This is a genomic window from Bradyrhizobium sp. 170 (assembly GCF_023101085.1).
Classification (GTDB): Bacteria; Pseudomonadota; Alphaproteobacteria; order Rhizobiales; family Xanthobacteraceae; genus Bradyrhizobium.
Genome location: NZ_CP064703.1, coordinates 413,510 through 426,691, shown reverse-complemented (window position 1 = coordinate 426,691; position 13,182 = coordinate 413,510). Strand labels below are relative to the sequence as shown.

Sequence of the window (13,182 nt, the reverse complement as noted above, 5' to 3'; positions counted from 1 at the left end):
GCTCCTTCACGCATCGATCGCCTCCTTGATGCGCTTGCGCGTCAGCGGCAAATTCCGCAGCCGTTTTCCCGTGGCATTGGCAATGGCGTTTGCAATCGATGCCGCCGCCGGCCCCTGCCCGGTTTCACCACTGCCGAGGAACGGCTGCCCCGGCCGGTCGATGATATGAACCTCGATGCTGTCAGGCACGGCGTCGAAACGCAGGATCGGATAGGTCTGCCAGTCGATGCTGGTTATCCTGGTATCGTCGAAGGAAACGCTTTCGTACAATGTCCAGCTCATCGACTGCACGATTGCGCCTTCGATCTGGTTGATCAACCCGTCCGGATTGACCACCTGCCCGCTGTCGACCGCCGCCACCGCGCGGACCAGACGTGGACGGCCGGTCTCCCGATTAACCTCAACCTCGGAAGCAATGGCGCAATAGGCCGCCAGATTCTTGTAACGCGCAAAGGCAAAGCCGAAGCCGCGATCCCGCGGCGCTTTCTGGCCGCGCTTCCATCCGAAACCCAGCGCCGCCTTTTCGATCACGGCACGGCCACGCTGATCCTCAAGATGTTTCAAACGGAATTCGACGGGGTCGGCATCGGCGAGGCCTGCGAGTTCGTCCATGAAGCTTTCGATCGAAAACACGTTGTGATAGGCCCCCAGCGCCCGCATCGCCGAAATCCGGAGCGGCATCGCCGGGATGAAGTGGTGCACCACCTGCGCGTTGGGAAACGTGTAAATCGGGATTGCGTTGCGGTCACCGCCGCCTTCCGGCAGCGGGATCGGCCTGGGAGCAGGCACGGCAAAGGTTTGCGCCATGTGCTGCGCCGCCAGCATCGATCCGGCGCCGCCCGGCCGCATCGAGTGCGTATTGCTCCAGACATCGAAATGCCAGTCGGCGATCTTGCCGTTGCCATCGAGCGAGGCCTTGAGTTTCGTCACCATCGCCGGGCCGAATGGCTCCCAGGCATGTTCCTGTTCTCGCATCCATTGCACGCGAACGGGGCGGCCGGGCAATGCGCGGGCGATCAGCGCGGCGTCGGCCGCGGCATCGTCGGCGCCATTATGGCCATAGCAGCCGGAGCCTTCGACATGGATCAGGCGAACGCTATCCGGAGGCATGCGCAACATTTCCGCGATGCCCTGACGATCGGGATAGACGCCTTGCGTATGCGTCCATACCGTCATCGCGCCATCGATCAATTGCGCCACGGCACAAGACGGACCGATCGATCCGTGCGCCTGATAAGGCCGTGTATAGGTCGCTTCGATAGTTTTCTCACCCGTGGCCTGCGAATTGCTTCGCTCGAAAATCGTCGAGGTCTGCGCAGGCAGGCTGGTCAACACCGCTAGCAGGTTGTCCTGCTTTGGCAGGCGTGCGGTCTCCTGCCACTTCGCGGCAGTGGCAAGCGCATTCATCGCCTTGATCGACTGGAATTCCTTTTCCGCAACCACCGCAAGGAAATTGCCGTCACGCACCACCTTGACGACGCCGGGCAGCTTCTCCACAGCGGCGGTATCGCATTCCGTCAGTTGCGCGCCATAGCTCGGCGGCCGCACGATGCGGGCGTGCACCATCCCGGGCAGTCGCATGTCCTGAACATAGGCCGCACCGCCGGTGACCTTGGCGGGGATATCGACGCGCGGCACAGGCCGGCCAATGACCTTGAATGTCGCCGGGTCCTTCAGTTTCGACTTCGGCTGCGCCTGGACATGCAGCATATCGTCCCGGACGAGTTCACCATACGACAGACGTTTACCGTCAGGTGCGATCACCGCACCGTCTGCTGTCCGCAGATTCTCGACCGGCAGTCCAAGCCGCCCTGCTGCTTCTGCAAGCAGCAGTTCGCGCGCCTGCGCCGCCGCATTCTGGATCGCGGTGCCGCTGTCCTTCATGGAGTTACTGCCCGCCGTATAGCCCTCGTTCGCAGTCAGGCGCGTGTCCGCCGTCGTCACCTTGAGAGATTCAAAGGCCACGTCGAGCTCCTCAGCCGCGATCTGCTGAAACGCCGTCTTGAAGCCCTGACCAAGTTCGGCCTTGCCCGTGAACACCTCAATACTGCCATTGGCGTCGATGCGGATCCACGCGTCGAGATAGGGCGAATTTTTCAAGCTGCCGGGCGGGCTCGATGCGGGAGCTGCTGTGGACGCGCCTTGCTGCTGCGCCAAAGCGCCTGACAACGAGAAGCTGACAATCAGCGCGCCGCCGCCTGCCAGCACGCGACGGCGATCGATCATCGCGGGGGCGTTCATCGGGCTCTCCCGTCGGCCGTCGACGACGCATCCGCGCTGTCCATCAGCCTCGCCGCGCGACGCACCGCGCGCAGGATGCGCATGTGGGTGCCGCAACGACATAGATGAGGCTCAAGCTCGGAGCTGATCTGTTCATTGGTCGGCCTGGAATTTCTCTGCAGAAGGGCCTGCGCCCGCATCATGATTCCGGCGATGCAGTAACCGCATTGCGCTGCCTGCTCTTCCATAAAGGCGCGTTGGATCGGCGCGGGCTCCGACGCCGTGCCGAGGCCCTCGAGCGTCGTTACCTGCTTGCCTTCCAGCAAAATCATCGGCGTCACGCAGGAGAGCACGGCCTTGCCGTCGACGATCACCGTGCATGCGCCGCATTGGCCCAGTCCGCAGCCGAATTTGGCGGCGTTGAGCTTGATGTCTTCGCGCAACACATAGAGCAGCGGCGTATCCGGATCGGCATCCACCTGATGCTCCCGACCGTTGACCTTCAATGTCATCATGGCTTTTCTCGCTGCTGAGAATCGGTGGGCGCGCTGCGCGGCGCGGGCGATGTCTGGAGAAATGCAGTCTGCGCGCGGCGTGCATCTTGAACCGTCTTTTCAACGCCAGACCATGGCGGTTGGTTGCTGAACCCCGCGCGCAGATAGTTCAACAAGGCCGAAACCTGCGCATCGGTCATGCTGGCGGCAAATCCGGGCATGATCGGGCTGCGTTCGCCTTCGATGGCCTGGACGCCGGACAGCACGATATTGGCGAGATTGCGCGGATCGGGGCTGGCGATCGCGGTACTGAGCGCCAGATTGACCCCGCCATAAGGCAGCGGCCGTCCGCTCGCATGGCATGACGCGCAGGCAGCGGCATAGATCGACGCACCGGCCGTGTTGGTTTGGGAAGCGGGGACCGAAGGTGACTTGACTGAAGATGGCTTGGCAGACGACTTGGCTTGTTCCAGCGCGGCCTCGCCCTGACGTTTGCGATCCGGCGTCGGCGTTCCCGATACGCCGGCCATGTAGACCGCGATCGCGCGGACGTCGCTTGACGGAACCGAGGACAGATTACTGACCACCTCCGCCATCGGCCCGCGCGCCGTGCCGTGGTCTGGGTGCCAGCCGTCACGCAAATAAGCGAACAGGGCATCAGCATCCCAGGGCACCGGCGCGTGGGACCGATCGTTGAGCGCATAGGCGTGCCAGTTGTCGACATCGCCGCCGGCAAATTGCGCGCTGCTGCGTTCAGCACCCAGCGCATTGCGTGGCGTGTGGCAGGCACCGCAATGCGCCAACCCCTCGACCAGATAGGCGCCGCGGTTCCACTCGGCGCTTTGCTTGGGATCAGGCTGATAGGTGCCGTGACGAAGGAAAAGCAATTTCCATCCGGCAATGGCAAACCGCTGGTTGAACGGGAAGGAAAGCTGGTTTTCGCGCGCCGGCGCGCGGACGGGCTGCCGCGTCATCAGGAACGCATAGAGTGCCCGGTCATCCTCGTCGCTGACATTGGTGAAGTGGTCGTACGGGAATGTCGGATAAAGGTGCTGCCCTTCACGATTGACGCCAGAGCGCATCGCGCGCTGAAACGCGGCTTCCGACCATCGCCCGATTCCCGTCTCCGCATCCGGCGTGATGTTCGAGGAGAAGATCGTACCGAACGGGGTCGGCACCGGCAGGCCGCCGGCAAAGTTCTTAGCCCCGCGCACGGTATGACAACTGTCGCAATTGCCGATCGCCGCCAGGTCGCGACCTCGTTTGACGAGAGCGGCATCGAAGGCCTGCGGCCCGGGCGGCTCGACCGCCGCAATCGCCGGGCGCCACACGATTGCAAAGGCAGCCGCCGCGCCGCCAAGCAGCACGACGGCAACGATGCTGACGACAATTCGGGACGGTCCCGTCATGCGGTCCCTTGCGCTCCCTTTGCGTTTATAGCTGTTGGGTTGTATTTTAACACAGTTCACCCGCCGCTGTTCACCCGTGGAAGCATCAATTACCGCAAGTCTGCCCTGCAGGGAGCCCGCACGGCCGCGCACCGGTGGGAGTGTCGAATCTGGATTGGACGTGCCATGATCGATGGTAATCTCGACTTCCTGCCTCAAGAGCGCCTGCGCGCGAACCCCGATCGGACGACATAATCCCCATGGCTGCTCCCGCCGCCCTTCACCGCGACAGTGTTCCTGATGCGCTGTCGGTGCTGAACTCGGTATTCGGCCTGCCCGCCTTCCGCGGCGCGCAGGAGGAAATCGTCCGGCACGTCACGGACGGCGGCAACTGCCTGGTGCTGATGCCGACCGGCGGCGGCAAATCGCTGTGCTATCAACTGCCGTCCTTGTTGCGCGAAGGTTGCGGCATCGTGGTGTCGCCGCTGATCGCGCTGATGCGCGACCAGGTCGCGGGACTGCTGGAGGCCGGCGTCAACGCGGCGGTGTTGAACTCGACGCTATCGTTTGACGAAGCCTCGGAAGTCGAGCGGCGGCTGCTCGCCGGCGACCTCGACCTGCTCTACGTCGCGCCCGAGCGGCTTCTGACGCCACGTTGCCTTGCCTTGCTCGGCCAAGCCAATATCGCGCTGTTCGCGATCGACGAGGCGCATTGCGTGTCGCAATGGGGGCATGACTTTCGCCCCGAATATATCGGGCTGTCGGTGATCGCCGAACGCTTTCCGGACGTGCCGCGCATCGCACTGACCGCGACCGCCGACGAGATGACGCGCAAGGAAATCATCGCCCGGCTCGGGCTAGCCGGTGCGCCGAGCTTTGTCGCGAGTTTCGACCGCCCGAATATTCGTTATGAGATCGTCGAAAAGCAGAACGCCCCGTCTCAGCTCAAGGCCTTCATCAGCGAACGCCACGCGGGCGACGCCGGCATCGTCTATTGCCTGTCGCGCGCCAAGGTCGAGGATACCGCGGCAGCCCTGACCAGCGCCGGCATCCCGGCCCTGCCCTACCACGCCGGACTTGATGCAGGCTTGCGTGCCCGCAACCAGGATCGCTTCATCAACGAGGACAGCGTCGTCATCGTCGCCACCATCGCGTTCGGGATGGGCATCGACAAGCCGGACGTACGGTTTGTCGCGCATCTCGACCTGCCGAAAAGCATCGAGGCCTATTACCAGGAAACCGGACGCGCCGGGCGCGACGGCAAACCCTCCAGCGCATGGATGGCCTATGGCCTGTCCGACATCGTGCAGCAGCGCCGCATGATCGACGAGTCCACCGGAGCCGACGCGTTCAAGCGCGTGTCGATCGGCAAGCTTGATGCGCTGGTGGCGCTGGCGGAAACCGCGGGCTGCCGGCGCGGCCGGCTGCTCGGCTATTTCGGCGAAGCCGTGCACGCAGGCAGTTGCGGCAATTGCGACAACTGCCTGTCGCCGCCGCAGCTTCGCGACGGCAAGGTAGCCGCCCAAAAACTTTTGTCCTGTGCCTACCGCACCGGGCAACGTTTTGGCGCCATGCACCTGATCGACGTGCTGGTCGGCCGCATGACCGAGCGCGTCACGCAATTCGGCCACGACAAGCTATCCGTGTTCGGCATCGGCAACGATCTCAATGAGAAGCAATGGCGCGCCGTGATCCGCCAATTGGTCGCCATGGGCCATCTCAAGGCCGACAGCGAAGCCTTTGGCGCGTTGAAGCTGACGGAGAGCGCACGCGGCGTCCTGAAAGGCGAAACCGAAGTGATGCTGCGCGAGGCGGCGCCCGGCACGCGCATCCGCGCCAGCCGCGCCAAATCAAGGCGCGGCGATCTGGCGCCGCGCGCCGAGACCAAGCCCGCCGACGCCGGCCTGCAGGCGGCGCTGCGGGCCTGGCGCGCCGATATCGCGCGCCAGCGAGGCGTGCCGGCCTATGTCGTGCTGCATGATTCCACGATCGACGGCATCGCCGCCGCACGACCTTCGACGCTCAACGAGCTTCGCAACATCGCCGGCATCGGCGACAAGAAGCTCGAGCATTACGGCGACGAGCTGCTCGCACTGGTGCGGGCGGCCGACGCGTAGGCTGTTAGATAGGACGACGCGGAGGTGCCGACCTCTCCCTCGCCCCGCTCTTGCGGGGAGAGGGTCGGGGTGAGGGGTGCTTCCGCGAAGTCGGTGCCAATTGGAAGACCTGTATCCCCTCACCCGGATCGCATCTGCGATGCGATCCGACCTCTCCCCGCAAGCGGGGCGAGGTTAGGAGCATCCGTCTCCAACTCGAACCAGAATCAACACGCGTAAGTCGCCGCAGTCATCCGTTGCGGAATGTGTAGGCGTATCCGTTGATGGCGGGCGCACCGCCAAGATGGGCGTAGAGCACCTTCGATCCTTTCGGGAAGTAGCCCTTGTTCACAAGGTCGATCATGCCCTGCATGGATTTCCCCTCGTAGACGGGATCGGTGATCATGCCTTCGAGGCGCGCGCAGAGCCGGATGGCTTCCTTGGTTTCCTGCGAAGGAACGCCATAGGCCGGATAGGCATAGTCCTCGATCAGGACGACGTCGTCCTCGACGATCCCCTGGCCCAATTCAACGAGGGCGGCGGTGCCGCGGGCGATGTCGAGCACCTGGGCCTTGGTCTGGGCCGGGGTGAAGGAAGCGTCGATGCCGATCACCTTGCGCGCGCGGCCATCTTTGGCAAATCCCACCAGCATGCCGGCGTGGGTCGAGCCGGTGACCGTGCAGACCACGATGTAGTCGAAAGCGAAGCCGAGCTCCTTCTCCTGTGCCCTGACCTCCTCGGCGAAACCGACATAGCCGAGCCCGCCATATTTGTGCACGGAGGCGCCGGCCGGGATCGCATAGGGCTTGCCGCCCTTCGCCTTCACGTCCGCGATCGCCTCTTCCCAGCTTTGGCGAATGCCGATGTCGAAACCTTCGTCCACCAGCTGCACGTCCGCGCCCATGACGCGGCTGAGCAGAATGTTGCCGACGCGGTCGTAGACGGCGTCCTCGTGCGGCACCCAGCTTTCCTGCACCAGGCGGCACTTCATGCCGATCTTGGCCGCAACGGCTGCGACCATGCGGGTGTGGTTGGACTGCACGCCGCCGATCGAGACCAGCGTGTCGGCATTGGAAGCGATCGCATCGGGGATGATGTATTCGAGCTTGCGCAGCTTGTTGCCGCCGAAGGCCAGACCCGAATTGCAGTCCTCGCGCTTGGCGTAAAGTTCGACCTGGCCGCCGAGATGCTGCGAGAGCCGCTCCAGCTTCTCGACATGGGTGGGTCCGAAGGTAAGTGGATAGCGTTCGAATTTTTCCAGCATTGACGTCCCCGTTGATGGCCTGATGTCCGGAGACGCCCTATCACCGGACGCAGGAAAAGTGCTCCCAAAGTGGGCCACTAATATATGCGTAGCTTGCGCTTTTCTTGGATAACATTAGGTTTTCATCCAATATCCCGTACTTATCCGAGAGATTCTTTCATGGCCGGCAGACTCGACCGCATCGACCTTAAGATATTGCGTTTGCTGCAGAATAGCGGCCGGCTGACCAATGCCGAGCTGGCTGAAACGGCCGGCGTCAGCGCCGCAACCTGTCACCGGCGCACCCAACGCCTGTTCGACGAGGGGGTCATCGCCCAGGTCAGGGCGATGGTGGCGCCGCGCAAGGTCGGGAAGGGAGCCCTCGTCATGGTCGGCGTCGTGCTCGACCGCTCCACGCCGGAAAGCTTTGCCGCCTTCGAACGGGCGATCGCGCAACTGAAATTCGTGCTGGATTGCCATCTGGTGGCCGGAGATTTCGACTACTTCCTCAAGATCCGCGTCGGCGACATGGAGGATTTCAACCGCATTCATGGCGAACAATTGATCGCGCTGCCGGGCGTCCGCCAGACCCGGACCTTCTTCGTCATGAAGGAAGTGGTCGACAACGCGCCGCTCGATTTCTGATTGCCGGTTGGCACCGCAAAACAGAGGCTATCTTACCCTGGTGCGCTTCCGGAACCTTGCGAGACTCTGGTCACACAGCGCGCCATGTCCTATCAACCGGGCATGACCATGAAGCTTTGCCGGCAGGCTTTCGCCCTTGCCATCATTCTCATTGCAATGCCGGCCCGCGCCTCGGACGAACTTCAGCGGCAAGAGCCCGATACCGTCATCTTCGCGATGATGTCCGGCAAGTGCCGCACGCTCAAGGTCGCGGGACGGGATTTTGCCTGCCGGGCCGTTGCTTTCTTCCAGACCGAGGAAGGCCGGGCGAATTTTACCGTGGCGCTCGACGATCCCGGCGACGACAGCCACATCATCACGTTCTCCGGCGACAATGGGCGAAGGCCGGAGGCCAATCTGTACGAACTGCCGATCGACCGGATGCTGCTGAAATCCAAGGACAGGCCGAAGGCCGACGGCCTGCCGGTGCCGTCAGTCGAATCGACCGCCGGCCTCTGCAAGCAGGTCGGCAACTTCGTGACGCTCGAACTTTCCAGCATCAACTGCACGGCGACCGACAAGAACGGCAAGAAATACGAACTGCAGTACCAGTCCGACGGCGCGCCGATGGCGGTGCGCCGTATCAAGCGGATGCGCGTCGGCAGCCCTGTGGTGTCGCCGTTCGACGATGTAAAATGAAAGGCCGCCGGCGGAAAACCGACGGCGGCCAGTGTCGATCCACGCATGGCTCGCGACTGCGTGGACAATCTCATGCTAGTTTGAAAGTCCTCCCAGGCAGTGGAGGCTGTCAGTCAAAGTCGAGCGATTGCCTTCACACGGGCTTTACCGTGAGCCGCCCCGCTCGCGCCCGCTCCTCGTTGGCAGGATGGAGCTCGCGATATCAAACGCGACAGCCCATCTCGGCTTTTCTTCTTCCGCGCCGGGCACGTTGATCTGAACGCCGACGCCGTCGCTGATGGAATAGGATGCGGCCAGTGCGGCGGCTTCGAGGGCGGCGCCTCGCGAATCGTAGACGCCGCCGATCTTGACGTTGTCGGCAAATACCGACCAACCCAGCGGCGCCTTCACGATTTCGAACACTGATCGTTCCATTAGCTCACCTGTCTCGTTTTACCTGTATCGCTTCCGCCCCTCGCCTACGTGACGAATCCTGGCCATGGGAGCGTGGCGTCGGGACGTGGGCTTGTCGTCGGCGGCCTTCGCCCGCCAGGCGGAAGCCCGCAACCCCGTCAACGAATACAACGCCGATGCAGGCGCGATTTCCTTCCGCACGGCATCGACAGTTCGATCGAACTCAACTTCGCTCATCGCACGCTCCATTGCGCCGGGCCGGCATTCTGCCGCCAAGACGATAAGAGGGACCGCGCTGAGCACAGATCGCCATGCAAGTTTGTTGTTTGAAGGCTCGCCCGCGGTCGCTTCGATGGCAAAAAAGGGCCGAAATCGGGAACGTCCAAACCGCGCCGCACGAAACCGGTGGCCCCGATGACCCAGCGGCCGCCCACCCCTTGGCCCAACTTGCCCGATGCGTGCTAGATTCGGCCACGAATCAGGAGGGTTTGCATGCCGGTAGACAGTGACAGCGCCATTGCGTGGCACCGCGCCCAGCTCAAGAAGCTTCGCGAGACCTTGAAGAACATCGAGACCGCGAGGTTCACGGTGGGCGAGCCTGCCCAATCGAGCAGGACCGGCAAGACGCAGAAGGCGATTGCCGAACTCGAGCAGAAGATCCGGCAGTCGCAGCACATCATCGGCGCCTATGAGCGACAGACCCGTCGGCCGCTTGCGACGGACCAGCGAAGCCTCGCCAGCGTGAGCTGGAGTAGCTGGAATGCGCAGACCGCGCACAGCCGCGGCAGCAATTCGCGGTAAGCGTTGAATGGCCTGAAGGCAGGTGGCCTTCAAGCGAGACCCGCGCCCAGGTTTTGGGCTGACAGATCAGCGCCACAGATGCGCACGCTGATTTCACGGCCGGGCGCCGTCAGAAGGTTGATCGCGAAATCCCGCCGGCCGGTGGGCAACGTGGCTCGTGGGCAAGATAGCCGCGCGGCCTCTGCCCTAGTTCCTCGCGGTCTCTTTTTCTCTTGCCTTGGCCTTGCAGGAAATCAGGAACGTAAACGCCCGCGCATTGCGCGCGATGTCGGCCGTCTTCAACTCGGCCTTGGCGTCGGAGATCTGATACGGCACCACGCTGTTATCGAGAAAATCCCGCAGGGCCCCGGTCTTGATGGCGAAATTGATGTTCTCGGGGATGTTGCCCGTCGCCCGCACGAATTTCAACGCATTCAATTTGGCCGCAACCACGCCGACCACGTCGCCACTCGAGGCCAATAGCGGCCCGCCGCTATTGCCGGGTTGAACGGCCGCGCTGATCTGCAGGAAGCGCGTATCGTTCAGGATGCCGCTGAGCGAGCTCACAATCCCGGTCGTCACCGTGAAATCGGACGTCAGCAGTCCATGAAAGGGATAGCCGATCGCCACCACGCTGTCGCCGGACTGGATCGCCTTGTCTCTGATTTTGGCGACGTCCTTGAACGAGCCGGTCACCTGCAGCAGCGCAAGGTCGTTGGTCTCGTCGCTCGACACCAGGCGCAGTTTGGCGGGCGCCTCGCCGGACGGATTGCCCAAGATGTCGCCGACGCAGCCCTGCACCACGTGCGCATTGGTCACGAGGTGTCCATTCGAACTCACCAGGAAGCCGGTGCCGGTCTGGTCGAACAGCCTGTCAGGCTTGGCAGGCGTCGAATCCGGTGTCGCCGCCGCAGCGACCGCCTTGGCTGCGGGAAGGACCGAGAAATCGCCGGCACTGGCCACACCGGATTGCTTGGTCTTGGCGACGCAATTCGCCAGAACGGGCAGTAGCTGTCCGGTCTGATCGAGGCTGAACTGGAAGAGCTGGCCTTGCGTATAGGCCGTCATCGCCTTCGCCTTTCGGAATTGGGCGATGAGCGCGGAATTGGCCGGCATCGGCACGCGAACCACCTTGTCGCCGATCGGGACGCCATGGACATTGAACGGTTGCTGTCCGTCGAACGTCAGGGCCAGCGGAAAGGCCTGCCCTGGTGTAAGCGTCCATTGCTCATGCATGAACCCCAGACCCCACCCGCCATTGCCGTCGATCGTCACCATGAAGTAGACGCCGCTGGCGTATCGGGCGCCTGCTGCACAATGCGAGAAGGATCCGGTCTGGTCGTTGGTGTAGGCCCCGCCCTTCCAGTTGCCAACGCTGATCGAACCGTAGGGCCCGCGCGCATTCGCATTCGAACTCGCAAAAATCGTACACAACAAAACTGCGACCGCAGCAGCCCGGCATTTCATAAGCGCATTCCCCCACACACCCAGGGTGAGCATATTTATCTTTGCAACCGGAGTCCATTTGGACCGACGGAGGAGGCCGAAATTTCCTCCCGTGAGAGCGGAAAAATCGGCTCGGCATCGGCTTCTTGCCCGTTAGCGGCCCAACTACCGAAGTCCTTTCGTTAAGGTCTTTGCAGGATCATGCCGATTCGCATCCGCCCGCAGCTAGACAGCTCGTCGCTTGGCAGGAAAACTGGCAGGACAGCGCATGGACTTGGCACACGGCGGAGGCGATTTCGAGCAGAGAGACGTGCTGCGTCCACCCGCGGTCGTGCTGATCCCCGCCCTGGTGATGTCGTTCTACGTCTGGCTGGTTCTGCTCACGACCAATCCATATCCGGGCAAGATCGGGCTCGACTACAATACCCTCGGCACCGACTGGATGGTCTTCTACGGCGCGATCCGCTCGGTCCTCGACGGCAACGCGCCGCTGATCTTCGACGGCGATCGCTTCACCGACTTCCTCAACACGAATTTTGCAGGCTGGCTCTCCAAGCCGCTGGAATTTCGGCCATGGGCCTACCCGCCGAGCTTTCTGCTGATGCTGCTGCCGTTCGCGCCACTGGGCTTCTTCGGCTCCTATGTGGCGTTTCAGGTCGTGACCGGCGCCCTGGTGGCGCTGGCGCTGCGATCAAGTGCGCCAGCCGCCCTGCCGTCGCGCGCCCTGCTCGTGGCCGCGCTGATTTGCCCGGCATCGGCCATCAATGCGATCGACGGTCAGGCCGTCTTTCTGGTCACAGCCCTGATCATCGGCGGGTTTGGCCTTCTCGAACAGCGTCCTTATCTCGGCGGATTGGTGCTGGGATTGCTGACGTTCAAACCCCAGTTCTGCATTCTGGTCCCGATCGCCTTGATCGCGGCCGGGCAATGGCGTGCGTTTTTGGCGGCGGGCTTGTCCGCGCTGGCCATGATGATCGCGAGCGGATTGATTTTCGGATGGGACCTGTGGCTGCGCTGGTTTCCGCTCATCCTCGAGAATCTCGTCAGCCCGAGCGAGAAGTGGATCGAGTTCGGCCGCATGTGGGGGCACAGTGTCTACACCTGCGCGATTCTGCTCGGCGCGCCGGAGCGGCTGGCGTCGTGGATTCAACTGCTTGCCGCACTCGGCGCGGCGGCATCCGTCGTCATCGCGTTCCGGTCGCGATTGGGGACCAGGGAAAAGACGGCGGTCTTTCTGGCCGCGACCGTCCTCGCCGCGCCGCATTCCGGACCCTATGATGGGACGCTGCTGGTGATCGCGGCGGCACTCTGGTTGATGGCGCGCAGCGCCCCGCTGCCGCTGTGGTGCTGGACCTTGGCGTTCATGATCTGGCTGTTGCCGATGCTGAGCCCGCCCTTGCTGTTTCCCGTGGCCAGATTAGCCCCGCTGTTTCCCCTGCTGCTGATCGTGCTGCTGCTTCGTGCCGGGGTTCCGGCCCCGCCACCAGCGCGATAGGCGCGCGCGCCAACCTCCTGTCCTCCTGTCCTCCTGTCCTCCTGTCCTCCTGTCCTCCTGTCCTCCTGTCGGATAGCTGGGGCGTGCCATACCGGAAAAGCTAGCCCCGAGCTCATTGGTAGCGACCAAACGCCCCGGTGCCGCCTTGTTTCCGACCGATCATTTTAATGGATCACGCGTGGTATCTTGCATACGGTAAGGCCCCGCTGCCCCCTGTCCATTCCGGCTGAACGCCGGAACCAGCGAGGCAAAAATGACATTCGCGCCGCCGACGGCGGACGCCGATCTGCAATAGCCGGAGGAA

General features: G+C 63.1%; 11 protein-coding genes. 5 read left to right on the top strand and 6 right to left on the bottom strand.

Going from position 1 to position 13,182, the window contains the following annotated elements; genetic code table 11:
- Positions 1-6 precede the first annotated feature (6 nt).
- From IVB05_RS01985 to IVB05_RS01975, 3 genes are read right to left on the bottom strand one after another with little or no spacing between them, the layout of a single operon-like run.
- Positions 7-2,241: a molybdopterin cofactor-binding domain-containing protein gene (locus IVB05_RS01985; protein WP_247782774.1), complete on the bottom strand. Its 2,235-nt coding sequence runs from the start codon at positions 2,239-2,241 to the stop codon at positions 7-9.
- On the bottom strand, positions 2,238-2,735 hold the full coding sequence (locus tag IVB05_RS01980) for a (2Fe-2S)-binding protein (RefSeq protein ID WP_247782773.1): 498 nt from the start codon (positions 2,733-2,735) through the stop codon (positions 2,238-2,240). The genes IVB05_RS01985 and IVB05_RS01980 overlap by 4 nt, the downstream gene beginning before the upstream one ends.
- Complete coding sequence (locus IVB05_RS01975; protein ID WP_247782772.1) at positions 2,732-4,123, bottom strand: cytochrome c; 1,392 nt, start codon at positions 4,121-4,123, stop codon at positions 2,732-2,734. The genes IVB05_RS01980 and IVB05_RS01975 overlap by 4 nt, the downstream gene beginning before the upstream one ends.
- A gap of 239 nt (positions 4,124-4,362) precedes the next feature.
- On the opposite strand from IVB05_RS01975, the gene recQ reads away from it, so the two are divergent.
- A complete protein-coding gene (recQ, locus tag IVB05_RS01970; protein ID WP_247782771.1) occupies positions 4,363-6,219 on the top strand; it encodes a DNA helicase RecQ in 1,857 nt (618 codons plus the stop codon).
- A 229-nt stretch (positions 6,220-6,448) separates the two neighbouring features.
- Here the strand turns inward: recQ and IVB05_RS01965 are convergent, their stop codons facing one another.
- Complete coding sequence (locus tag IVB05_RS01965; RefSeq protein WP_247782770.1) at positions 6,449-7,462, bottom strand: 1-aminocyclopropane-1-carboxylate deaminase; 1,014 nt, start codon at positions 7,460-7,462, stop codon at positions 6,449-6,451.
- A 159-nt stretch (positions 7,463-7,621) separates the two neighbouring features.
- Here IVB05_RS01965 and IVB05_RS01960 point away from each other — a divergent pair, with 159 nt between their 5' ends.
- Positions 7,622-8,086 (top strand): Lrp/AsnC ligand binding domain-containing protein, encoded by a 465-nt coding sequence (locus IVB05_RS01960; RefSeq protein WP_247782769.1) that lies wholly within the window; start codon positions 7,622-7,624, stop codon positions 8,084-8,086.
- 84 nt (positions 8,087-8,170) lie between these two features.
- Positions 8,171-8,764 (top strand): hypothetical protein, encoded by a 594-nt coding sequence (locus IVB05_RS01955; RefSeq protein WP_247782768.1) that lies wholly within the window; start codon positions 8,171-8,173, stop codon positions 8,762-8,764.
- 144 nt (positions 8,765-8,908) lie between these two features.
- Here the strand turns inward: IVB05_RS01955 and IVB05_RS01950 are convergent, their stop codons facing one another.
- The gene (locus IVB05_RS01950; protein ID WP_247782767.1) at positions 8,909-9,178 is read right to left on the bottom strand and encodes a hypothetical protein; all 270 of its coding nucleotides are present in this window, start codon (positions 9,176-9,178) and stop codon (positions 8,909-8,911) included.
- Positions 9,179-9,649: 471 nt separating this feature from the next.
- On the opposite strand from IVB05_RS01950, the gene IVB05_RS01945 reads away from it, so the two are divergent.
- Positions 9,650-9,958, top strand: a complete 309-nt coding sequence (locus tag IVB05_RS01945) for a hypothetical protein (RefSeq protein ID WP_247782766.1) — start codon at positions 9,650-9,652, stop codon at positions 9,956-9,958.
- 186 nt (positions 9,959-10,144) lie between these two features.
- Here the strand turns inward: IVB05_RS01945 and IVB05_RS01940 are convergent, their stop codons facing one another.
- The gene (locus IVB05_RS01940) at positions 10,145-11,371 is read right to left on the bottom strand and encodes a trypsin-like peptidase domain-containing protein (RefSeq protein ID WP_346771825.1); all 1,227 of its coding nucleotides are present in this window, start codon (positions 11,369-11,371) and stop codon (positions 10,145-10,147) included.
- A 280-nt stretch (positions 11,372-11,651) separates the two neighbouring features.
- On the opposite strand from IVB05_RS01940, the gene IVB05_RS01935 reads away from it, so the two are divergent.
- A complete protein-coding gene (locus IVB05_RS01935; RefSeq protein WP_247782764.1) occupies positions 11,652-12,878 on the top strand; it encodes a glycosyltransferase family 87 protein in 1,227 nt (408 codons plus the stop codon).
- The last annotated feature ends 304 nt before the right edge of the window (positions 12,879-13,182 follow it).

Coding starts and splice junctions, on each gene's coding strand:
- IVB05_RS01985 (WP_247782774.1), bottom strand. CDS start 2,241: ATGAACGCCCCCGCGATGATCGATCGCCGTCGCGTGCTGGCAGGCGGC.
- IVB05_RS01980 (WP_247782773.1), bottom strand. CDS start 2,735: ATGATGACATTGAAGGTCAACGGTCGGGAGCATCAGGTGGATGCCGAT.
- IVB05_RS01975 (WP_247782772.1), bottom strand. CDS start 4,123: ATGACGGGACCGTCCCGAATTGTCGTCAGCATCGTTGCCGTCGTGCTG.
- recQ (WP_247782771.1), top strand. CDS start 4,363: ATGGCTGCTCCCGCCGCCCTTCACCGCGACAGTGTTCCTGATGCGCTG.
- IVB05_RS01965 (WP_247782770.1), bottom strand. CDS start 7,462: ATGCTGGAAAAATTCGAACGCTATCCACTTACCTTCGGACCCACCCAT.
- IVB05_RS01960 (WP_247782769.1), top strand. CDS start 7,622: ATGGCCGGCAGACTCGACCGCATCGACCTTAAGATATTGCGTTTGCTG.
- IVB05_RS01955 (WP_247782768.1), top strand. CDS start 8,171: ATGTCCTATCAACCGGGCATGACCATGAAGCTTTGCCGGCAGGCTTTC.
- IVB05_RS01950 (WP_247782767.1), bottom strand. CDS start 9,178: ATGGAACGATCAGTGTTCGAAATCGTGAAGGCGCCGCTGGGTTGGTCG.
- IVB05_RS01945 (WP_247782766.1), top strand. CDS start 9,650: ATGCCGGTAGACAGTGACAGCGCCATTGCGTGGCACCGCGCCCAGCTC.
- IVB05_RS01935 (WP_247782764.1), top strand. CDS start 11,652: ATGGACTTGGCACACGGCGGAGGCGATTTCGAGCAGAGAGACGTGCTG.